At 62.4% G+C, this 20,894-nt stretch carries 19 protein-coding genes; 14 read left to right on the top strand and 5 right to left on the bottom strand.

All coding sequences use genetic code 11. The annotated features are described in order from the left end of the window. Positions 1–16: 16 nt before the first annotated feature. Positions 17–700, bottom strand: coding sequence for a GntR family transcriptional regulator (locus tag PRZ03_RS21795; protein ID WP_263535762.1), 684 nt, complete (start codon positions 698–700; stop codon positions 17–19). 44 nt (positions 701–744) lie between these two features. Then, complete coding sequence (locus PRZ03_RS21790) at positions 745–1,677, bottom strand: dihydrodipicolinate synthase family protein (protein WP_273602239.1); 933 nt, start codon at positions 1,675–1,677, stop codon at positions 745–747. A 207-nt stretch (positions 1,678–1,884) separates the two neighbouring features. Between PRZ03_RS21790 and yajC the strand changes: the two genes are divergently transcribed. The 4 genes from yajC to PRZ03_RS21770 all read left to right on the top strand — a co-directional run bounded on the left by yajC (position 1,885) and on the right by PRZ03_RS21770 (position 7,767). Then, positions 1,885–2,211, top strand: coding sequence for a preprotein translocase subunit YajC (yajC, locus tag PRZ03_RS21785; RefSeq protein WP_263535764.1), 327 nt, complete (start codon positions 1,885–1,887; stop codon positions 2,209–2,211). Between the two features lie 191 nt (positions 2,212–2,402). Further along, a complete protein-coding gene (secD, locus tag PRZ03_RS21780) occupies positions 2,403–4,295 on the top strand; it encodes a protein translocase subunit SecD (protein ID WP_273602238.1) in 1,893 nt (630 codons plus the stop codon). An 18-nt stretch (positions 4,296–4,313) separates the two neighbouring features. Beyond that, positions 4,314–5,348 (top strand): protein translocase subunit SecF, encoded by a 1,035-nt coding sequence (gene secF, locus PRZ03_RS21775; RefSeq protein WP_263535766.1) that lies wholly within the window; start codon positions 4,314–4,316, stop codon positions 5,346–5,348. A 46-nt stretch (positions 5,349–5,394) separates the two neighbouring features. Next, entirely contained in the window at positions 5,395–7,767 is a 2,373-nt protein-coding gene (locus tag PRZ03_RS21770) for a DUF1631 family protein (protein WP_273602237.1), read from the top strand. Positions 7,768–7,798: 31 nt separating this feature from the next. On the opposite strand, the gene PRZ03_RS21765 is transcribed toward PRZ03_RS21770, so the two are convergent. The 3 genes from PRZ03_RS21765 to PRZ03_RS21755 all read right to left on the bottom strand — a co-directional run bounded on the left by PRZ03_RS21765 (position 7,799) and on the right by PRZ03_RS21755 (position 10,654). After that, a complete protein-coding gene (locus PRZ03_RS21765; protein ID WP_263535768.1) occupies positions 7,799–8,251 on the bottom strand; it encodes a Smg family protein in 453 nt (150 codons plus the stop codon). Between the two features lie 93 nt (positions 8,252–8,344). Then, positions 8,345–9,463, bottom strand: a complete 1,119-nt coding sequence (gene dprA / locus PRZ03_RS21760) for a DNA-processing protein DprA (protein ID WP_273602259.1) — start codon at positions 9,461–9,463, stop codon at positions 8,345–8,347. Between the two features lie 18 nt (positions 9,464–9,481). After that, positions 9,482–10,654 (bottom strand): LysM peptidoglycan-binding domain-containing protein, encoded by a 1,173-nt coding sequence (locus PRZ03_RS21755; protein ID WP_409993987.1) that lies wholly within the window; start codon positions 10,652–10,654, stop codon positions 9,482–9,484. Between the two features lie 282 nt (positions 10,655–10,936). On the opposite strand from PRZ03_RS21755, the gene def reads away from it, so the two are divergent. The 10 genes from def (at position 10,937) to PRZ03_RS21705 (ending at position 20,883) form a co-directional block, all read left to right on the top strand. Next, complete coding sequence (gene def / locus PRZ03_RS21750) at positions 10,937–11,455, top strand: peptide deformylase (protein ID WP_273602235.1); 519 nt, start codon at positions 10,937–10,939, stop codon at positions 11,453–11,455. A 3-nt stretch (positions 11,456–11,458) separates the two neighbouring features. Continuing rightward, positions 11,459–12,418, top strand: a complete 960-nt coding sequence (fmt, locus tag PRZ03_RS21745) for a methionyl-tRNA formyltransferase (protein ID WP_273602234.1) — start codon at positions 11,459–11,461, stop codon at positions 12,416–12,418. 64 nt (positions 12,419–12,482) lie between these two features. Continuing rightward, positions 12,483–13,331, top strand: coding sequence for a zinc metalloprotease HtpX (gene htpX, locus PRZ03_RS21740; RefSeq protein WP_263535772.1), 849 nt, complete (start codon positions 12,483–12,485; stop codon positions 13,329–13,331). Positions 13,332–13,384: 53 nt separating this feature from the next. Then, positions 13,385–13,801 carry a hypothetical protein gene (locus PRZ03_RS21735; protein WP_273602233.1) on the top strand — a complete coding sequence of 139 codons (417 nt, stop codon included), beginning with the start codon at positions 13,385–13,387 and terminating at the stop codon, positions 13,799–13,801. 171 nt (positions 13,802–13,972) lie between these two features. After that, positions 13,973–14,734, top strand: a complete 762-nt coding sequence (locus PRZ03_RS21730; protein WP_273602232.1) for a head GIN domain-containing protein — start codon at positions 13,973–13,975, stop codon at positions 14,732–14,734. Between the two features lie 35 nt (positions 14,735–14,769). Further along, positions 14,770–15,492 carry an AzlC family ABC transporter permease gene (locus tag PRZ03_RS21725; protein WP_273602231.1) on the top strand — a complete coding sequence of 241 codons (723 nt, stop codon included), beginning with the start codon at positions 14,770–14,772 and terminating at the stop codon, positions 15,490–15,492. Then, a complete protein-coding gene (locus tag PRZ03_RS21720; RefSeq protein ID WP_263535776.1) occupies positions 15,489–15,818 on the top strand; it encodes an AzlD domain-containing protein in 330 nt (109 codons plus the stop codon). The genes PRZ03_RS21725 and PRZ03_RS21720 overlap by 4 nt, the downstream gene beginning before the upstream one ends. Before the next feature lie 73 nt (positions 15,819–15,891). Beyond that, positions 15,892–17,088 (top strand): phosphoglycerate kinase, encoded by a 1,197-nt coding sequence (locus tag PRZ03_RS21715; RefSeq protein WP_273602230.1) that lies wholly within the window; start codon positions 15,892–15,894, stop codon positions 17,086–17,088. 49 nt (positions 17,089–17,137) lie between these two features. Then, on the top strand, positions 17,138–18,454 hold the full coding sequence (locus PRZ03_RS21710; protein ID WP_273602229.1) for a GGDEF domain-containing protein: 1,317 nt from the start codon (positions 17,138–17,140) through the stop codon (positions 18,452–18,454). Between the two features lie 98 nt (positions 18,455–18,552). Further along, positions 18,553–20,883 (top strand): NADP-dependent malic enzyme, encoded by a 2,331-nt coding sequence (locus PRZ03_RS21705; RefSeq protein ID WP_273602228.1) that lies wholly within the window; start codon positions 18,553–18,555, stop codon positions 20,881–20,883. The last annotated feature ends 11 nt before the right edge of the window (positions 20,884–20,894 follow it).

The raw sequence follows: 20,894 nt of genomic DNA, 5'->3' as shown, positions 1-20,894 counted from the left end.
TACTGGGGTCTTGGAGTTAGGCAATGACAGCCTGCGCGAACTGGCGCAGATAGTCGAGCAGTGCGTCGGAGGCCGCAGCGGCGGCGTTGGGCTCACCCTCGGCCACTGCTTGCGCCAAAGCGAGATGGCAGCGTGCGCCTTCGCTCATATCGCCCTGGTGTTGATAGGCATACCAAAACCGCCGGCATTGAATCGCCATCGGGATCACCGCGGCCACAGCAAAGGGGTTGCGGCAGGCGGCGTGGTTGACATGGTCCAGCGCTTGGTCGGCCGCCATATAGGCCGGCAAGTCCGAGGCTTGGGCCGCGGCCACCATTTGGCGCGCGCAGTCGAGCAAGTCGTCGCGCTGCTGCGGCGTGGCCCTTCGTGCCGAGGTCGAGGCGATCAGGCGCTCCAAGACCCGCCGGGCTTCCAGCAGGTCGAGGTGTTCGGCCAGGCGAATGTCGCTGACCAACAAGCCGCGCCGGGGCTGCTGCACGATCAAGCCACTGGCAACCAAACGCATCAGCGCCTCGCGTGTGGGCGTGCGCCCCAGGCCGGTATGCTCGATCAGCTCGGACTCGACGATGGGCGCACCGGGCCGCAGCAGCAGGGTCGAGATCATCGACTCCAGCTTGTCATAGGCTTGGTCGGCGTAACGCCTTTTGTCGCTGCCGTCGCCGGCTGGCAAAAGGGCTGAGGTGCTGGCGGCTTTTTTCATAGTGCCAACATCATCGCAGGCTCAGCGCCTCCGCTTGCACTTGCTCAGAATAAACGACTCAGATCCGGGCGGGTGTCGAGGCCACGCTGAATGATGGCCATCACACGGGCACGCTCCTCGCCGACCAGGGGCAAGCGCGGGCGGCGCACGTTTTCGTTGCCGACGCCTGCCATCATCTCGGCCAGTTTGATGTTTTGCACCAGCTTGGCGTGCACGTCCAAGTGCAGCAGCGGCATGAACCACTGATAAATCTTCAGCGCTTCGTCATAGCGCTTGGCGCGCATCAGCTTGTAGATTGCCACCGTTTCGGCCGGGAAAGCGTCACACAAGCCGGCTAGCAAACCATCGCAACCCAAGGCCAAGGCCTCGAAGCTGAGGTCATCCACGCCGATAAAGAGCTGATAGCGATTGCCCAGGACATTGCGCAGGTCGGTGACACGGCGGATGTTGTCGGTGGACTCTTTGATCGCAACCAGCCATTCGCAGTCGGCCAACTCGACCATGTCTTCGGGCTTCAGATCGACCCGGTAGGACACCGGGTTGTTATAGAGCATGGTCGGCAGCGCGGCAGCGGCGCAGATGGTGCGCACATTGGCGATGGCCTCGCGGGTGTCGGCCGGGTAAAGCACGGCCGGCATCAGCATCAAGCCCTCGACGCCGATGCGGGCGGCGCCCTCGACATAGCGCAAGGCATTGCGGGTGCTGGTTTCCGACACATTGGCCAAGACCGGCACGCGGCCGTTAGATACGCGCACCGCGATGCTGGCAACTTCGAGCTTTTCTTCAAGCGTCAGGGTGCTGGCTTCGCCGAGCGAGCCGCCAGTGACGAGTCCGTCAACGCCGTTGGCGATCTGGAACTCGAAGTGGCGCTCCATCTCGGCCACATCCAAGTCCTCGTTCGGCTTGAACTTGGTCGTGACGGCGGGGAAGACGCCGGTCCAGCGTGGCAGATTGGCTTTGGCTTGAGGCAAGGGCATGATTTGCTCGTAGGTATGCTGTTGATATATTTAACTTTAGCCTTGCATGATGTGGATGTCAACCACATATTGCTGCGGGTAAGTTGGGTTCCAAGGCCGGCCGATTGTTGCGTGCTTGGGCGCTTACAATCCGCGCTCGTTCGCCTGGCGGCGCTTGATCGCTGATCAATAGCCGGCTTAGGCGCATTTATTCATAAGGGATCTGTCGTGTTTATTTCCAATGCTTTTGCCCAGGTCGCTCCGGCCGCTTCTGGCAGCACCGAATCCAGCCTGCTGAGCATGCTGCCGCTGGTCTTGATGTTTGTGGTCTTGTACTTTGTCATGATCCGTCCCCAGATGAAGCGCCAGAAAGAGCATAAGGCGATGATCGACGCGATCGCCAAGGGCGACGAGGTGGTGACCACCGGCGGTCTGCTGGGCAAGATCACCAAGCTGGGTGATAGCTTCATCTCGATCGAGGTGGCCACAGGTGTTGAGTTGCAAGTGCAGCGCGGCGCGGTGGTGCAAGTCTTGCCCAAGGGCACCGTCAAGTAAGACTGACCGGGGCTGCTTGGCTGATGGGTGGCAATGCGAGCCCATCGACCGAACACACCCTTTGCTCAAGTTATCCAAGTTATCCAAGTTGTCCAGAGGCCGCTCAAGCGGCCGGGCAGCGCCCCCAGCACAGCATGCCCTGGTGCGCAAGCACCACGCAGCCATCACGGCCGGGTCTGAGAGGAAACAGCATGAACCGTTATCCGATGTGGAAGTACGCGATCCTTATCTTCGCGTTACTCGTCGGCACCATCTACACCTTGCCGAATATTTTCGGCGAGGCGCCGGCCGTGCAGGTGTCCAGTGCCAAGGCCACGCTGAAGGTCGACCCTGCGCTGCAAAGCCGGGTCGCAGCCGCTCTGGCAGAGGCCAAGATCACGCCCGATTTCGTCCAACTCGAAGGCAACTCGATCAAGGCACGCTTTGCCGACCTGGACGCGCAGATTCACGCCAAGGACGCGATCAGCAAGGCGATCAATACCGACCCGGCCGATCCTAGTTATATCGTCGCGCTGAACCTGTTGTCGCGCTCGCCGCACTGGTTGTCCAGCCTTCATGCTTTCCCGATGTATCTGGGTCTGGATCTGCGCGGCGGTGTGCACTTTTTGATGCAGGTCGATATGAAGTCGGCGCTGACCAAAAAGGCCGAATCGCTGACCGGCGATGTGCGCACGATGTTGCGCGACAAGGGCATTCGTCACTCCGGTATCAGCCGCGATGGCAATAATGTGGTGGTGTCCTTCCGCGACGCCGCCGTGCTCAAGCAAGCGCAAGACCTGTTGAGCGCGCAACTCGGCGATGTGCTGTGGACGGCTTCGACCGAAGGCCTGGATCAGCGCCTGACCGGCAGCCTCAAGCCCGCTTCTATGGTGGCCGTGCAAGACGCGGCGCTGAAGCAAAACATCAGCACGCTGCACAACCGGGTCAATGAACTCGGCGTGGCCGAGCCGACGATTCAACAGCAAGGACGCGACCGCATCGTCGTGCAACTGCCCGGCGTGCAAGACACCGCTAAGGCCAAGGACATCATCGGCCGCACCGCCACGCTGGAGTTGCGCATGGTGGACGACAGCGCCGAGGCGCAAGCTGCCTTGGCCGGCAGCGGCCCGGTGCCCTTTGGTACCGAGCGCTTCATCGACCGCGGCTTTGGCCCCATCATCGTCAAGAAGCAAGTGGTGTTGACCGGTGAAAACCTGACCGACGCGCAGCCCGGCTTTGATGAGAATCACCAGGCTTCGGTGGACTTGACCCTGGACGCCAAGGGTGCCCGCATCATGAAGGACATGTCGCGCGAGAACATCGGCAAGCGCATGGCCATCATCTTGTTCGAAAAGGGCAAGGGCGAGGTCGTGACCGCGCCGGTGATTCGCAGCGAGTTGAGCGGCGGCCGAGTGAAGATTTCGGGAGCGATGAGCACCCAGGAAGCCAGCGATACCGCGCTGCTGCTGCGCGCCGGCTCCTTGGCCGCGCCAATGGAAATCATCGAAGAAAAGACCGTCGGCCCAAGCCTGGGTAAAGAAAACATCGAGAAGGGCATTCTCTCGGTCACCTGGGGTTTTGTCGCAGTCGCGATCTTCATGAGCATCTACTACCGGCTGTTCGGCGTGATCTCCTCGCTGGCGCTGGGCTTCAACTTGCTCTTGCTGGTGGCCTTGTTGTCGATGCTGCAGGCGACGCTGTCGTTGCCGGGTATCGCGGCGATCGCGCTGGTGCTGGGTATGGCGATTGACTCGAACGTGCTGATCAATGAGCGCATCCGCGAGGAGCTGCGCGCTGGTGCCAGCCCGCAAGGGGCGATCACCATCGGCTACGAGCGCGCCTTTGCCACCATTCTGGACTCCAACGTCACCACCTTGATTGCCGGCCTGTCGCTGCTGGCCTTTGGTTCTGGCCCGGTGAAGGGCTTTGCCATCGTCCACTGCCTGGGTATCTTGACCTCGATGTTCTCGTCGGTCGTGTTCTCGCGCGCGCTGGTCAATCTTTGGTATGGCCGTCAGAAGAAACTCAAATCGCTGTCGATCGGACAGATTTGGATCCCACCCACCGAGGTTATCGCGGCTGATCAGCCCGTGGCCAAGTCCTGATTAGGCGGAGCTAGAAAAATGGAACTGTTCCGTATCAAGCGGGATCTCCCGCTGATGAAGCATGCGTTGATCTTCAACGTCATTTCCTTCGTCACCTTTGCTGCCGCAGTGTTCTTCTTGATCACGCGAGGCCTGCATTTTTCGATCGAGTTCACCGGCGGCACGGTGATCGAGGCCGAATACGCGCAGGCCGCCAATATCGAGAAGACCCGTCAGATCGTCGAGAAGCTCGGTTTTGGCGAGGTGCAGGTGCAGAACTTCGGCAGCACGCGCGACGTGATGATCCGCCTGCCGCTGCGCGCCGACATCAAGCAGACCGAGCAGGTCGATCTGGTGTTCGGCGAGTTGTGCAAGGCCGAGCAAGGCACCATCAGCCAGCGTCAAAGCATCAGTGACAAGGGCGAGTCCATCAGCAAGCAGGTCTGTATGACGGCGGCTGGGGCTGAGCCGATCAAGCTCTCGCGCAGCGAGGTGGTGGGCCCGGCCGTCGGTGAGGAGTTGGGGCACGACGCGGCGAAGGCATTGCTGGCCACGGTGATCGGCATCATGATCTACTTGGCTGTGCGCTTCGAATGGAAGTTTGCGGTCGCGGGCATCATTGCCAATCTGCATGATGTGGTCATCATTCTGGGCTTCTTTGCCTTCTTCCAGTGGGAGTTTTCGCTCTCGGTGTTGGCGGCGGTCTTGGCTGTGCTGGGCTATTCGGTCAATGAGTCGGTGGTGATTTTTGACCGGGTGCGCGAGGCTTTCCGCAAGTACCGCAAGATGAGCACGCACGAGGTGATCGACCACGCCATCACCAGCACCATGAGCCGCACCATCATCACCCACGGCTCGACCCAGATGATGGTCTTGTCGATGTTGATTTTTGGTGGCCCGACGCTGCATTACTTCGCGGTCGCACTGACCATCGGCATCTTGTTCGGCATCTACTCCTCGGTCTTCGTGGCGGCATCGATCGCCATGTGGCTGGGCGTCAAGCGTGAGGATTTGGTCAGTACGCCGGTCAACAAGGGCGACCCGGACGATCCAAACGCCGGGGCCTTGGTGTAGAGTACTTTCAGCTTTTTCCACTTAGCCTTAGCCGCCTTCCAGCTCTATGACCGTCGCCGCCCGCAACAAGGCTCTCGCCACACAGGCACGGCGCATCTACGTCGAGGCGCTGGTGCATGGGCTGGTGGCGCTGGGGCGGGCGGTCAATGAGTCCGCCGCTAAGCTGCTTTTGCTGTCTGCCGAGTATGCGGTGATGGTGGCGCGCCGCGACGGCGTGCAGTCCTGGAACCGGCACGGCCCGGCCTGGCAGGCGGGCGTGATCAGCGGCATTCGTCATGCGGCGGTCTATGGCATCGTCGACACCCAAAAGTCGCCGGCCGACGCCAAGGCCGTGCACACCGAGGGTTCGATGAGCCTGGTGGACGATGACACCATCGAGCGGGAGATCACCGCCTCGCGGCTGGCGCTGGCGATGATGGACAAAGCCACCTGGGAATTCTCCGATCTGCGCACCCGCATGCAGGTCTTGGAACAGCAAGACGAGTTGGCGCCACAAGATTTGTTCCGGGCCAATGTGCTGGCCAAGCTGGTGTTGGACGCATGGACGCGCAGCGGCCTGAGTAACTCTGACTGGCAGATGCTGCGCACCGATCTGCATCAGGAATTTGCCCAATTGCTGGGCGAGGCCTATCACGAGGTCAATGCTTGGCTGCTCACGCAATCGGTGATGCCCGAGGTTGATCTGCGGCCTTTCATTCGCCGGGCGGCCCAGGCAGCAGGCACGGCGGCCTACCCGGGCCAGTCGGCCGAAGCGCAGTTGCGCGGAGGGGTTATGCGGGGTGGCTCAGGTTTGTCGCCGGCAGCGGCGGCAGCAGCAAATCATCCTGCCGCAGTCGCTGCTCGCAGCCCGGTCAGCAGCCAGGCCGAGGAGGTCTTGCAACTGTTGCAGCGCATCGTCGGCGGGCAGGTGCCGGCCTTTGCCGCGACCCGGCTGGAAGCCCACGCCACAGCGATGAGCGGCGGCGCTTCGGCCTTGGCGCCGATGGCGGGCGGCGCCAAGCAAGGCCTGCCGGCAAGGCTGTCCTCAGCGATCAAAAATGCCCAAGAGGCGCTGCAGCGCGCGCCGCTGCAAACGCCGGGTGCGCCGGAGCCCGCAGCGCCGCAGGTGCTGGAGGAATTGCAGACCCGCAATCAAGCCTTCAAACAAGTGCTGAAGCAGGCGGCCGAAACGCCGGCCGAGCGCGCCACGATTGAGTTGGTGGCGATGATGTTCCAAAGCATCTTGATGGAAGAGCATATCCCCGCAACGGTTCGGGTGTGGTTTGCTCGGCTGCAGATGCCGGTGCTGCGAGTGGCGGTCAGCGAGCCTGACTTTTTTGCCACCACCGACCACCCGGCCCGTCAGTTGATTGATCGCATGGGTTCTTGCGTGATGGGCTTCAGCGCCGGCAGTGGTGCCAGCAATGGTGGGTCGGGGCCTGAGCCCTTGGAGCGCGAAATCAAGCGCGTGGTGCAGGTGGTCGAGGCTTACCCAGACACCGGCCGGCGAGTTTTTCAGACCGTGCTGACCGAGTTTGAGAAGTTTCTCGATAACTATTTCGAACATGAAAACCAGACCACCAGGCATGGCGTGTCTCTGGCGCAGCAGGTCGAGCAGCGTGAGACGCTGGCGATTCAATACACGATAGAGCTGCGAAAAATGCTCAGCGCGGTACCGGTGCAGGACGGCGTGCGCGAGTTTTTGTTCCACATCTGGGCCGATGTGTTGGCGGTGACGGCGGTGCGAGCCGGCGCGCAATCCGAGCAAACGCGCTTGATGAAGCGCGCCGCAGCCGACCTGATCTGGTCGGCCAGCGCCAAGGTGTCACGCGAAGAGCGCGCCGAGGTGATTCGTCGCCTGCCCCCCTTGCTCAAGACCCTGCGCGACGGCATGGGCCAGGCCGGTATGGCGGTCGAACGCCAGGACGAGCAGGTGCGCACGCTTAACAATGCCTTGGCGGCGGCCTTTACCGCCAAGACCGCGCAGATACCGCGCGAACGCCTGGACGAGTTGATGGACCAGCTTGAAACGCTGGAGGCGATGCTGCCGGAAGGGGGCGACGAGATCGACATCGACCAAACCATGGTGCGTGATCTGTCCGGCCATGAGTCCGAGGGCATGGAAGTGGTGGCCGAGGGCGGCTCGGAGCCTAGCCCGGCGATGCTGGCCTGGGCCAAAGAATTGCAGGTCGGTGGCTGGTATATGTTGGACTACCGCAACCGCAATGAGGCGGTGCAACTGGCCTGGCGCGGCACCCGCCGTCAGATGGCCTTGTTCGTGACCGCCAGCGGACGCGGTGTGCTGTTCCAGCTGAGCCGGATGGCGGCCTTCCTGCAAGCCGGGTTGTTACTGCCGGCGCAAGATGAGTCCTTGACCGTCAAGGCAACCCGCAATGCGCTGGCCAAATTGGATGTGGATCCTGCGCGGCTGCTGAACTGAGCTGGGTGGGCCGATATCTCTGAACCGGTGTTCAGTGAATCAGCCTGTCTTCGGGAGCGACAAACAGCTCGTCCAGGATCAGCGCATCGGGTTCTTCGCCGCGGCTCCAGAACACCATCAAGACGATAATCTTGAGGTCGTCCAGGTCCATCGGGCCACCCGCAATCGCCATGCCGCGGTCTATGACCATCTCGCGCATGGGCGGCGGCAAGACGCCGGCCGACTCAAGAAAGCTGATGAATCCGACCGAAAGTTCGCCCAGATGGTCCAACTCGGCGACGGAATAGACCCGCAAGCTCAAGGCGCTTTGCTGCCCTTGATAAGACGCTGCGCCCTGCGCCAAGCCTTCCAGCCAAGACAGGGCTTCCTGGATTTCATCGCTTTCGAAACCGACGGCCGACAACTTTCGAGTCAGCTGTGCCGCGTCTGGACAGGCATCCGGACGCCAATAGGTTTCGTAGAGGTAGACCAGCACATCAAACATGGGCTGACTATACCGCAGGCCCTTTAGGCCTCTTGACCCAAAATTGCGCCATAAAAGGCCTTGATTGGCTTGAAATCGCCTTAAATGCGGTAGCTACACCCGTTTGCGGCGCTGGAATAACTGGCCTGCCAAGCGGGCAATTTCGCCGGCCAACTCCAGCTCCAGCAAATGACCGCTGAGATCCGCGACCGGCCAGCCCGCGCGTTGCGACAAGGCGTCAAGGCTGACCGGCTCGTAGCCCATCAGTTGCAATATTTGCGCCTGTTCCCGGCTCAAAGCGGCGTCGCCCGTCGGGCTGGCGCATGCCGGCGCAATGCTGGGCTGGATCAGCAGCTCTTCCAGCACGTCTTCGACCCGCTCGACCAGCTTGGCGCCTTGCCGTATCAAGGCATGGCAGCCCTGGCTCAGGGGTGAGTGGATGGAGCCGGGAATGGCAAACACCTCGCGGCCGGCCTCGCTGGCCAGACGCGCCGTGATCAGCGAACCGGACTTCAAGGCGGCCTCGACCACCAAGCAGCCCAAGGACAGGCCCGCGATCAGCCGGTTGCGGCGCGGGAAATTGGGCGGCAAGACCGGTGTGCCGAGCGAATACTCGCTGATCAAGAGGCCGTGCGCGACGATCTCCTGGCTCAGCTTGAGATGGCGTTTAGGGTAGATCTGGTCCAGGCCGGTCCCCAGCACGGCAATGGTGCCGGCGCCGCCTTCGCGCTGGCCGGCCAAGGCGCCCTGATGGGCCGCGCCGTCGATGCCCAGGGCCAGGCCCGAAACAATGGTCAGGCCCGCCTTGCTCAGGGCCTGTGCGAATTGGCTGGCGTTGTCATGACCTTGTGCGGTCGGGCTGCGGCTGCCCACGATGGCCAGGGCGGGGCGGCTCAACAATTCGCGCTTGCCATGCAGATAGAGCAGCAGCGGCGGATCGGCCGTTTGCAGCAAGGCGGCCGGGTAGTCGGCGTCACCCAGGAGCAAGATGTCATGGGCCGGGTCGGCGTTCAGCCAGTGCCAGGTTTGGGTCAGTAAATCATCAAAGTGGGCTGGCGGCAGGCTGAGGGAGTCGCGCTGCGCCGCACTCAAGGCGGGTTGCCAAGCGCCCTCGGATGATTCAAAAATGGCTTGGGCCGAGCCGGTCAAGGCCAGCAGCCGGCGGGCTGCTTCCAGACCGATGCCGGGCGTTTCGAGCAGTCGCAGCCAAGCAGCTAATTCATCGCGCGCCAGCATAGCGATGTCCAGCCATCAGGGTTGGCTGAACCGGTCCCCCGCCCTGACCGGCGCCCTGACCGAGATGATCAAAGCGTAAGAAACCCGCTCGTAAACCTGAAACACAAACAAGACGCCGTGACGCTCGTCGGGCAGCCTGATGACTTCGCGCTTGTCGCTGGTGCTGTCCACCATGCTGCGGCCGCTTTGCCACAAGGCCAGCACATGACCGCGCTCAATGCCGTCACGCCGTCCCCGGTTCAGAGCGACGATCTGGTTTTGGCCCGCATTCAAGCCATCGCCATAAATCGACACGATCTGGCCGCTGATCGGCGCGGATGGTGAATGCGGCACGTAGCGCGTAAAACTGCGCTGCGGAACCGGCGACAGTCGGTCGCCAACGCCGATCTCCTGGCGCACCGCCTTGATCACCAAGGTCGCGGGCACGATGACAGCCTTGCCGTCTGGCAGTTCGGTGCTTTGCTCGCCTTGTTTCAGCTCGGCGGTGCCCAAATAGGGCGCCTCGAAGCCGAGTACTTCCTGTGTGCTGGGGTCCAGCAGTGGCCGGGTATTGCGGAACACGCGGTAATCGGTGGCTTGGCTCAGGTCGCCCCTCGCGTAGGCCAGATCGCCGCGCGACAAGAGCACGCGGCCCTCCGGCGTGGCCACAATGCGCGGTGCGCTCGCCAGCTCGTCGGTGTCAAAGACCACCGCGTCGTTCAAAAAGGGCTCGATCAGATTGAGTGGGATCGCGGTGATCGCGTTGCCGTCAAAGTCGCTGCTGCGCACGCGCGGCGAGAGCTTGCCGGACTGATCCGCCTCGCCGCCTTGAGCGCCCGCACGTTGTTGCGCCATTTGCAGCTGCGCGCGCCCATCCATTTTGACCAGCATCAGCGTCTGGCCCGGGTAGATCAGATGCGGGTTGTTGATCTGCTCACGGTTCATGCCCCAGAGCTCCGGCCAACGCCAAGGGTCACTTAGGAAGAGCTTGGAGATGTCCCAGAGCGTGTCGCCGCGCTTGACGGTATGCGAGTCCGGCGCGTTGGGCGCCAGCTCACTCAAGGCTACGCCGGCCTGCGCGACGCGCTCGGCCGTGGCGCGCTGCTGGTCGGTGATGGGGAGTGACGCGGTCTGCGCCCAAGCAGCGGGCGCCGCGCCTGTAGCGCTCAAGAGGCAGATGCCGGCCGCTCGCAGGCTCAAGCCCAGCATGGTGCGGCGGGGAATATTCGTGTTTTCGCAAAAAGGCATTGAGCACTCTCTGCCGCGACGGGATGCGGCTCTGGGTTGACTTGTTTTACGGCGCGAACGGCGGGCGAATTGCCGATTGCAGAGACCCGCAAGCGGCCAAGCTTGCGCATTTCAGCGAAAATCCACCCGGCCGCGACGATTCTGCCCCCAAAAACAGGCCGTCGCAACGAACAAAACAAGGGCTTTCGCCCTCTTGCAAGCACTTACAAATAGGCGTTGTGTCCCGTTCACAGCGCGAGAATCATGGCGATATTGAATATTTTGCGTTACCCCGACCCACGTTTGCACACTGTGGCTACGGCCGTGGTGGCTGTTGATGCCCGCATCCAGCGTTTGGTCGACGATATGTTGGAGACCATGTACAGCGCCGAAGGTGTGGGCCTGGCGGCCAGCCAAGTCGATGTGCATGAGCGGGTGGTTGTGATGGACACCTCGGAAGGTCGCGACGACCCGCGCGTTTTGATCAACCCCGAGTTGATCAAAACCAGCGCCGAGTTCACCGAGGGCGAAGAGGGCTGCCTGTCGGTGCCGCAGATCTACGACAAGATTCCGCGCTATTCACGCGTTACGGTACGGGCCTTGAATCGCGAAGGCCAGCCCTATGAGTTCGACGCCGAGGGGCTGTTGGCCGTCTGCGTTCAACATGAGATGGATCATTTGATGGGCAAGGTATTCGTTGACTACCTGAGCCCGCTCAAGCGCGAACGCATCAAGACCAAGATGCTCAAAAAATCGCGCGAAGAAGATGGCCGTCGGCGCTGAGTGATGACGGCTCCGCTTCGCGTCATCTTTGCCGGTACGCCCGAGTTCGCGGCTACTGCCCTGAAGGCTCTGCTGGACGCGGGTTTCAGCGTGCCGCTGGTGTTGACCCAGCCTGACCGACCGGCCGGGCGCGGCATGAAGCTGCAGGCCTCCGCCGTCAAAGAACTGGCGCTGCAGCATGGCATTGCGGTGGCGCAGCCGCGCAGCCTGCGCCTGGATGGTAAGTTTCCTGAAGACGCCGCCGCTGCCCGGCAGGCCTTGCTGGACGCTCAGGCTGACGTGATGGTAGTCGCCGCTTACGGCCTGATCCTGCCGCAATGGGTGTTGGATCTCCCGCCATTGGGTTGCTTGAACATCCACGCCTCGCTTTTGCCGCGCTGGCGTGGCGCCGCGCCGATTCACCGGGCGATCGAGGCCGGCGACGCCGAAACCGGCATCACCATCATGCAAATGGATGCGGGACTGGATACCGGCGCGATGCTGATGATGGCGCGCGAGCCCATTGAGCCGAGCGACAACACCAGCGCTTTGCATGACCGACTGGCCGCCTTGGGCGGGCAGATGATTGTGGCGGCGTTGAAGGCTCCCGCTGCCTCATGGGTGGCGACGCCGCAGCCCAGCGAAGGCGTCAACTACGCCCACAAGATCGAAAAAGCCGAGGCGCAGATCGATTGGGCTCAGCCCGCCGGCCAGATCGAGCGTCGCTTGCGCGCTTTCGACCCTTTCCCAGGCGGCTTGACGCAGCTGGACGGCGAGGCGATCAAATGCTGGCGTGGCGAGGTCTGCGCCGGCGTCGGCGAGCCGGGCTTGGTCTTGCGTGTGGATGAGCAGGGTGTCGTCGTCGCTTGTGGCGAGCAAGCCTTGCGCTTGACCGAGCTGCAGCGAGCCGGGGCCAAGCGTTTGCCGGCCCAGGCCTTTTTGCAGGCAAGAGCCATCCCGGTCGGGGCGCGCTTCAGCGCTTGAAATCGTCGGCAGCGGTCCGATCTATTGGACCGTTATCATCCGTTTCGTTTTCCCAAGGAGTCCTATGTTCAATTTGATGAAGACCGCTATTTTGATGGCCGCCATCACCGCCTTGTTCATGGCCTTAGGGGGCATGATCGGTGGCCAAAGCGGCATGATGATGGCCCTGCTGGTGGCGCTGGGTATGAATTTCTTCAGTTACTGGTTTTCCGACAAGCTGGTGCTGAAGATGTACAACGCGCGCGAGGTCGACGAAACCTCGGCCCCGCAGTTTTACACCATGGTCAAGGAGCTGGCGGCCAAGGCCGAGTTGCCCATGCCGCGCGTCTACATCATTGATGAAGACGCGCCCAACGCCTTCGCCACCGGGCGCAACCCCGAGCATGCGGCGGTGGCGGCTACCAGCGGCATCATGCGTGTTTTGTCGGCCGCGGAGTTGCGCGGCGTGATGGCGCATGAGCTGGCCCATGTCAAGCACCGGGATATCTTGATCAGCACCATCAGCGCGACGATGGCGGGTGCCATTTCGATGCTGGCCAATTTTGCGATGTTCTTCGGCGGGCGCAATAGCGAGGGGCGCAGCAGCAACCCGCTGGTCGGATTGCTGGTGATGATCTTGGCGCCGCTTGCCGCCAGCGTGATCCAGATGGCGATCAGCCGCGCACGCGAATTCGAAGCCGACCGGGGTGGTGCCGAGATTGCCGGCGACCCGCAGGCGCTGGCCTCGGCGCTGACCAAGATTCACAATTTCGCCCAGCGCATCCCGATGGCTGCGGCCGAGAGGCACCCCGAAACGGCGCAGATGATGATCATGAATCCGCTCTCCGGCAAAGGTCTGGCGGGGCTGTTCAGCACCCACCCGGCGACCGAGGAGCGCGTCGCCCGTTTGATGGAAATGGCGCAGCGCCGGTGACACGGCCGAGCTTTCACTCAAGCGCTGAACCAAATGAGCCGATACACAGCGCTATGAAACCAGCTTTTAAATCAGCTTTTGCGTCAGTTCGTGCGCTGCCCCTGTTCTGTCTGCTCTTGCTGACCGGCTGCGAGCAATTGGGTATCGAAGACCCGGCCAAATTGGCCGCCGCCAAGGAAGCCGAGGGCAAGGCCATCGGGAGCGCGTGCCGCAATGCCATGCGCGCGATTGAGGACTGCTACACGCTCAACCCCAAGGCGCAAAAGGCCGCTGTCTTCAATGGCTGGAAGGAGATGGACGAGTACATGCGCGAGAACAAGCTCGAAGGAGTGGCGCCGGTGGTGCCGCGCACGCCCATCGTCAAGCCCGGCGCCGAGCCGGAAGAAGAAAGCAAACCCAAGGCCAAAGGTGGCGACGCCGCCGATGACAAGGCCGAGGGCAAAGCCAGCAAGCCCAAAGCTGCACATTGAGTTGCCCATTTGGCCGGTAAGGAAGATAAAGCCGCAGCGTGTATTCGCCGCGGCTTTTTTGCTTTCTATGCCTTCGCTGCTGCATTCCGTCGCAGCACAGGCCGGCGCAGCATTGATCGGCGAGATGATGAGGGCATTGCAAAGCAAGACCCGCTTACAGGAGCTCTCCCCATGTTGAATCGCCGCACCGTTTTCGCCGCCGCCAGCGCTGCCATTTTGGCCAATTTCGCTTTTGCGGCGCCTGCGCAGGCCTGGACCTGGGGCTTCAATGAACAGGTCAAGGCCTCGGGTGAAACGGTCAGCGAAAGCCGCGATCTGGGGGCATTCGACGCCATCAGCCTTTCCGGCAATTACAAGGTCGTGGTGCGTCAAGGCCCCGCCGTCAAGCTTGAACTCAAGGCCGACAAGAGTTTTCTGCCGCTGATCGAAACCCGGGTGGTCGAGGGCAGCAAGGGCCGCACCTTGGAGATCGGCAACAAGAAGGGCTACAGCTTTTCAAGCCGCAACGAGCCGCAAATCACCGTGGTGCTGCCTCAGCTGCGCGCGATCGCCATCGCCGGCTCCGGCGATGTGCGGGTCGAGGCGATGAAGACGCCGGCGGTCAATGTCAGCGTCAGCGGTTCGGGCGATGTTGATCTGCTTGAGCTCAGTGGCGACAGCTTGAGCGTGCAGGTCAGCGGCAGCGGTGACATCAAGGCCCGCGGCCGCGTGGGCCAGTTCAGTCTGTCGGTCGCCGGCAGCGGCGATGTTGATGCGCGCGGGCTGCAGGCCGACGAGGTCAAGGCCAGCATCGCCGGCAGTGGCAATGCCACCGTGCATGCGGTCAAGACTTTGAAGGTCTCCATCGCCGGCTCGGGCGATGTGGCCTACCTCGGCTCCCCCGTGCTCAGCAGCTCGGTGGCCGGCTACGGTGCGATTACCAAGCTCAACTGAGCCGCCGGCGGGCCTGGCCCGACGACAATCGGGGTATGAACAGAGAAGTAGCGGCGCTGTGGCGCCACCCCGAATTTCGCAAGGGCTCGCGCGAGATGATGAGCATAGGCCTGGGCATTTCGGCCTGGGGCTTGGTGACCGGCGTGGCCATGGTCAAGAGTGGCTTGTCGGTGCCGCTTGCGCTGTTGATGAGCTTGGTGGTGTTTGCCGGCAGCTCTCAACTGGCCGCATTGCCCCTGATTGCCAGCGGCGCGCCGCTGTGGGTGCTGTGGGCCACCGCTTTTTGCGTCAATTTGCGCTTCGTGATTTTCAGCGCGCAGTGGCGCATGTATTTCGGCCATCTGCCGCGGCTGCAGCGCCTGAGCCTGGCTTACTTTGCCGCTGACTTGAACTATGTCGCCTTTATGCGGCGCTACCCCGAGCCCAAACCCGGCCCCGGACAAATACCTTATTACGCCGGCGGGGCGGCCTGGACTTGGGCTTCTTGGCAGGTGCCCTCCATCATCGGCATACTCGCGGCCGACCGGGTGCCGACCGAATGGGGCCTGGGATTCGCCGGCGTGCTGGCCTTGCTGGGCTTGGCTTTCTCCCTGTTGAAGGACCGCAATGCCTGGGTCTCGGGGGCAGTGGCCAGCTGCGCGGCGGTGGCGGCCTATGGCCTGCCGCTGCGGCTCAATATTCTGGTGGCTATCTCGGTGGCGGTGGCGGCAGGGTTGTTGATGGAACATTGGCTGCCTGAGCGCAAGGTGCACGAATGACTGACTGGGAAATCGTTGCCGGCATCCTCGGCATGGCCCTGATCACCGCCTTGACGCGCGGCTTCTTTTTGATCTCCAACAAGGCCTTGCCGATGCCCGACTGGGCCAAGCAGGGCTTGCGCTATGCGCCGCTGGCGGCCTTGGCGGCGGTGATCGTGCCGGAGATCGTGATGACGCAAGGGGCTTTGATCAACACCTGGCAAGACGCCCGGCTCTATGCCACGGCGGTCGGTACGGCCTATTTCTTCTGGCGCGGCGGCATCCTCGGCACCATCATCAGCGGCACCGCCGTGATGTTGTTGTTGCGTATTGGGCTGGGTTGGTAACGCGGCTGTTCGGCACAAGGCAAAGGGCTTGGTAAGCTAGCGACCATTGCATTTACATACCGGGCCTTACTTCATGAATGTCATCCGTTTTTCCGATTTGATCGCCGCCGGCAAGGTCGCCGGCCAGCGCGTTTTCATCCGTGCCGACCTCAATGTGCCGCAAGATGATGCGGGCAATATCACAGAAGATACCCGCATCCGCGCGTCCATTCCTTGCATCGAGCAGGCCTTGAAGGCCGGCGCTGCCGTGATGGTGACCTCGCATCTGGGTCGCCCGACCGAGGGGGAGTTCAAGCCTGAAGACTCGCTGGCACCTGTGGCAAAACGCATGGGCGAGTTGCTGGGCCGCGAGGTCAAGGTCGTGGCCAACTGGGTCGACGGCGTCAGCGTTGCACCTGGTGAACTGGTTTTGCTGGAGAACTGCCGCGTCAACAAGGGCGAGAAGAAGAACGACGAGGCGCTGGCCAAGAAGATGGCCGCGCTGTGCGACATCTTCGTCAATGACGCGTTCGGCACCGCCCACCGCGCCGAAGGCACGACCTATGGCATTGCGCAATTTGCGAAAATTGCCTGCGCCGGCCCATTGCTGGCGGCCGAGATTGACGCCATCACGAAAGCGCTGGCCACGCCAAAACGGCCCTTGTTAGCTATCGTCGCCGGCTCCAAAGTCTCGACCAAGCTGACCATTCTGAAGGCGCTGTCCGACAAGGTGGACGGCTTGATCGTCGGCGGCGGCATTGCCAACACCTTCATGCTGGCTGCGGGGCTGAAGATCGGCAAATCGCTGGCCGAGCCCGATTTGGTGCCTGAAGCTCAAGCCGTGATCGCGGCGATGAAGGCGCGCGGCGCGGCGGTGCCGATCCCGGTTGATGTGGTGGTGGCCAAGCGTTTCGCGGCCGACGCCGAGGCGACGGTCAAAGCCGCTGCCGATGTCGCCGACGACGACTTGATCCTGGACATCGGGCCGCAGACCGCCGCCATGCTGGCCGAGCAGCTCAAGGCCGCCGGCACCATAGTCTGGAACGGCCCGGTCGGCGTCTTCGAGTTCGACGCTTTTGCGCATGGCACCGAGACGATTGCGCGCGCCATTGCGGCGTCCAGCGCCTTCAGCATCGCTGGTGGCGGCGACACGCTGGCAGCGATCGCCAAATACGGCATCGAAAAGGACGTGGGCTATATCTCCACCGGCGGCGGCGCTTTCCTGGAGATTTTGGAGGGCAAGACCTTGCCCGCCTTCGAGATTTTGAGCCAGCGCGCGCAAGAGGCCTGATCCCGTAAATCCAGCGCCTCGCCTGAACGCAGCAAACTCACCCAAGCCGATGATTCTTCGCCGTCTTTTGCTGGGTTTGCTCTTGTCGACCTTGCTGGCGCTGTATGCCAATGAGAACTGGATGACGCGCACCGTGGTCATCGACGCCAGCAGCCACAAGCTGGGTCAGATCGCCGCCGTCAATGACCAAGAGGAGGGCGGCCACAGCGTCGCTCGGGTCGAGCCGCAGGGTTCGGGCTGGGTCCTGCACTGTGACATCAAGACCGGCTATGAATGGCCGTTTTGCGATCTGCAAATACGCCTCGGCATAGGGACGCAAGGCATAGACCTGACCCAGTTCGACAGCTTGCGCCTGTGGGTGCGTGCCAGCGGGCCAGAGCCGCGCCAGCAGGTGCGGGTCTTTCTGCGCAACTTTGATCCGGCTTATTCAAGTTCGAAAAGCGTGGCCGACCTGAAGCCGCATGAGGTCGTGTTTGACCCGGCCGCCGAAGCCCAGCCGGTCGAATTCCGGCTGGCGCAATTCATGGTCGCTTCCTGGTGGGTGCAAGAGCATCCGCTGCCGACGCCCTTGCTGGGCCCGCAACTGAGCCGCGTCACCTTGCTCAGCCTGACGACCGGCGGGCAAGTGGTGTCGGGCGAGCACAAGATTTACCTGGACCGGGCCGAATTTGTCGGCCTGTGGGTGCAGCCGGCGACGTTTCGGCTGGGCGTCATCGCGGTGTGGGTGCTCAGCATGGGTCTCTTTTTGCTGTGGGATTGGCGCCGCAGCCGACTTCGGCTGAGCCGGACCCTGCGCCGCAAGCGCGAGTTGCAGAAAGCCAATGCACGCTTGGTGATGCGCTCGGATGAGTACGAGGCCAAGGCCCATCATGACGGCTTGACCGGACTGTCTAACCGCACAGGCCTGCAGCATGATTTGAAGCTGCTGATCCGTGCGCAAGAGGAGTTGCTGTTCCCGCTGGCGATCGTGTTTGTCGATATCGATCATTTCAAACGCATCAACGATACGCTGGGGCATGACGCCGGCGACGAGGTCCTGAAGTTTTTTGCCCTCAATCTGAAGGCCAATATCCAGCGCGAAGATTTGCTCGCCCGCTGGGGCGGCGAGGAATTCGTCTTGATGATGCCGCAGACGACTGAAACTGAGGCGGTGGCCGTGGCCGAGCGCCTGCGCCAGCATTTGACGGGCTTGGCTTGGCCGTCCGGCCTGCAAGTCACCAGCAGCTTCGGCGTCGCGCAGGCCGAAAGCGAAGCGACCATCGAGGCCGCCGTCAGCGCGGCCGACCAAGCGATGTACCGAGCCAAGCGCCTGGGCCGCAACCGGGTGGAGCATGGCGCATCGGCGCAAGACGCGGAGACGACCTAAGGTTTTGCCATCTTTGCATGACGCCTAAAGCACTCGGCATCGAATGGATGGAATCGGCAGGCTAAGCTGCCGCCAGTTTGAATAATCAGGAGACCGCGATGAGCAAGAAGATGGACGATTTGTCCCCGGCCGAAGCTGCGCTGCGCGAAGCGGCGCTCGAATACCACCGCGCACCGACGCGCGGCAAGATCGCGGTCACTCCCACCAAGGCCCTGTCCAACCAGCGCGACCTGTCCCTGGCCTATTCGCCCGGTGTGGCTTATGCCTGTTTGGCGATCGAGCAGGACCCCGCGCTGGCAGCCGAGTACACCTCACGCGCCAATCTGGTCGGCGTGATCACCAATGGCACGGCGGTGCTAGGCCTGGGTGATATCGGCCCCTTGGCGTCAAAGCCGGTGATGGAGGGCAAGGGTTGCTTGTTTAAGAAATTCGCCGGCATCGATGTGTTCGATATCGAGCTGGCCGAGCGCGACCCGGACAAATTGGTTGAGATGATTGCCGCGATGGAGCCCACGCTGGGCGGCGTCAATCTGGAAGACATCAAGGCGCCCGAATGCTTCTACATCGAGAAGAAGCTCAAGGAGCGCATGAACATCCCGGTCTTCCATGATGACCAGCACGGCACGGCCATCATCTCCAGCGCGGCCTTGCTCAATGGCCTGGAACTGGTCGGCAAGGACATCGCGAAAGTCAAGCTGGCGGTGTCGGGCGCCGGTGCGGCGGCGATTGCCTGCCTAGACGTGATGGTGGGTCTGGGCGTGAAGCGCGAGAACATTTACGTCTGCGACTCCAAAGGCGTGATCCAGGATCAACGCGAGGACGCCAAGGCCGGCAAGTTGGACGAGTCGAAGCAGCGCTACTGCCAAGTTACTTCAGCGCGCAGCTTGGCCGATGTGGTCGACGGTGCCGATGTCTTCCTGGGTTGCTCGGCCGCCGGCGTGCTGACGCAAGAGATGATTGTCAAAATGGCTGTGAAGCCCATCATCCTGGCGCTGGCCAACCCGGAGCCGGAGATTCGCCCTGAACTGGCCAAGGCCGTGCGGCCCGATTGCATCATCGCCACCGGCCGCTCGGACTATCCGAATCAAGTCAACAACGTGCTGTGCTTCCCCTACATCTTCCGTGGCGCGCTGGATTGCGGTGCTTCCAAGATTACGGAAGAGATGAAACTGGCCTGCGTGCGTGAAATCGCCGCGCTGGCCAAGGCCGAGACCAGCGACGAAGTCGCGGCCGCCTATGCCGGCGAAGAGCTGCATTTCGGACCTGACTACCTGATTCCCAAGCCTTTTGATGCGCGCTTGATTCTGCGTATCGCGCCGGCGGTGGCCAAGGCCGCGGCCGAGTCCGGCGTGGCGCTGCGGCCGATCGCAGATCTGGAGGCCTATCGCCAGTCGCTGGAGCGTTATGTCTACCAGACCGGCATGTTCATGCGCCCGGTGTTCACCGCCGCCAAGGCTGCTGTTCTAAAAGGCGCGGCGCGCGTCATCTACGCCGAAGGCGAGGATGAGCGGGTGCTGCGTGCGGTGCAAGTGGCGCTGGATGAGGGCATCGTCAAGCCGACGTTGATCGGCCGTCCCGAGGTGATCAGCGCACGGATTGAGCGTGCGGGGCTGCGCCTGAAGCTGGGCGTCGATGTGGCGGTGATAGACCCCGACAACGATGCGCGCTTCCGTCAATACTGGGAGGCTTATCACGCGGTGCTGGGGCGCCAGGGCGTGACACCCGATATGGCCAAGGCGGCGGTGCGCCGTTCGGCCACCACGATTGGCGCGTTGGCGATCAAACTCGGCGACGCCGATGCGATGATTTGCGGCCTGGTCGGACGCTTTGACAATCATCTGGAGCATGTGTCTGACTTGATCGGCCTGAAGCCCGGTGCGCGCAACTTCGCCACCATGAATGCGCTGATGTTGGAACAGCACACGTTGTTCATCACCGACACCTTTGTCAACGACCAACCCGACGCCGAGCAACTGGCCGAGATCGCCGCGATGGCTGCAGAAGAGGTCAAGCGCTTCGGCCTGCCGCCCAAGCTGGCCTTTGTTTCGCATTCGATGTTTGGTTCCAGCAAGCGGCCGTCGGCCGTCAAGATGCGCCGGGCTCGCGAGTTATTCACGCAGCATGCGCCGGATGTGGAATGCGATGGCGAGATGCATGGCGACGCGGCGCTGTCTGAGTCGGTGCGGGCCGCCTTCCTGCCCGGCAGTACCTTGAAAGGCTCGGCTAATTTGTTGGTCTTGCCTTCGCTGGACGCGGCCAATATCTTGTTCAATGTGTTGAAAGTGACTTGCGGCCACGGTGTGACGGTCGGGCCAATTCTGCTGGGTGCAGCGGCGCCGGTGCATATCTTGACGCCGTCGGCGACGGTGCGCCGCATCGTCAATATGACGGCGCTGGCGGTAGCGGACGTGTTGGCGACCAAGGGCTGATGCTGTAACCG

The sequence above is a fragment of the Roseateles albus genome (assembly GCF_028595345.1).
GTDB lineage: Bacteria > Pseudomonadota > Gammaproteobacteria > Burkholderiales > Burkholderiaceae_C > Paucibacter_A > Paucibacter_A albus.
The sequence above is the reverse complement of the archived record's forward strand: the minus strand, read 5'-3'. Positions and strand labels throughout refer to the sequence as shown.

Bases quoted from the DNA above. Each gene is read 5' to 3' on its own strand.
- PRZ03_RS21795 (WP_263535762.1), bottom strand. From the start codon at position 700: ATGAAAAAAGCCGCCAGCACCTCAGCCCTTTTGCCAGCCGGCGACGGC.
- PRZ03_RS21790 (WP_273602239.1), bottom strand. From the start codon at position 1,677: ATGCCCTTGCCTCAAGCCAAAGCCAATCTGCCACGCTGGACCGGCGTC.
- secD (WP_273602238.1), top strand. From the start codon at position 2,403: ATGAACCGTTATCCGATGTGGAAGTACGCGATCCTTATCTTCGCGTTA.
- secF (WP_263535766.1), top strand. From the start codon at position 4,314: ATGGAACTGTTCCGTATCAAGCGGGATCTCCCGCTGATGAAGCATGCG.
- PRZ03_RS21770 (WP_273602237.1), top strand. From the start codon at position 5,395: ATGACCGTCGCCGCCCGCAACAAGGCTCTCGCCACACAGGCACGGCGC.
- PRZ03_RS21765 (WP_263535768.1), bottom strand. From the start codon at position 8,251: ATGTTTGATGTGCTGGTCTACCTCTACGAAACCTATTGGCGTCCGGAT.
- PRZ03_RS21755 (WP_409993987.1), bottom strand. From the start codon at position 10,654: ATGCTGGGCTTGAGCCTGCGAGCGGCCGGCATCTGCCTCTTGAGCGCT.
- def (WP_273602235.1), top strand. From the start codon at position 10,937: ATGGCGATATTGAATATTTTGCGTTACCCCGACCCACGTTTGCACACT.
- fmt (WP_273602234.1), top strand. From the start codon at position 11,459: ATGACGGCTCCGCTTCGCGTCATCTTTGCCGGTACGCCCGAGTTCGCG.
- htpX (WP_263535772.1), top strand. From the start codon at position 12,483: ATGTTCAATTTGATGAAGACCGCTATTTTGATGGCCGCCATCACCGCC.
- PRZ03_RS21735 (WP_273602233.1), top strand. From the start codon at position 13,385: ATGAAACCAGCTTTTAAATCAGCTTTTGCGTCAGTTCGTGCGCTGCCC.
- PRZ03_RS21730 (WP_273602232.1), top strand. From the start codon at position 13,973: ATGTTGAATCGCCGCACCGTTTTCGCCGCCGCCAGCGCTGCCATTTTG.
- PRZ03_RS21725 (WP_273602231.1), top strand. From the start codon at position 14,770: ATGAACAGAGAAGTAGCGGCGCTGTGGCGCCACCCCGAATTTCGCAAG.
- PRZ03_RS21720 (WP_263535776.1), top strand. From the start codon at position 15,489: ATGACTGACTGGGAAATCGTTGCCGGCATCCTCGGCATGGCCCTGATC.
- PRZ03_RS21715 (WP_273602230.1), top strand. From the start codon at position 15,892: ATGAATGTCATCCGTTTTTCCGATTTGATCGCCGCCGGCAAGGTCGCC.
- PRZ03_RS21710 (WP_273602229.1), top strand. From the start codon at position 17,138: ATGATTCTTCGCCGTCTTTTGCTGGGTTTGCTCTTGTCGACCTTGCTG.
- PRZ03_RS21705 (WP_273602228.1), top strand. From the start codon at position 18,553: ATGAGCAAGAAGATGGACGATTTGTCCCCGGCCGAAGCTGCGCTGCGC.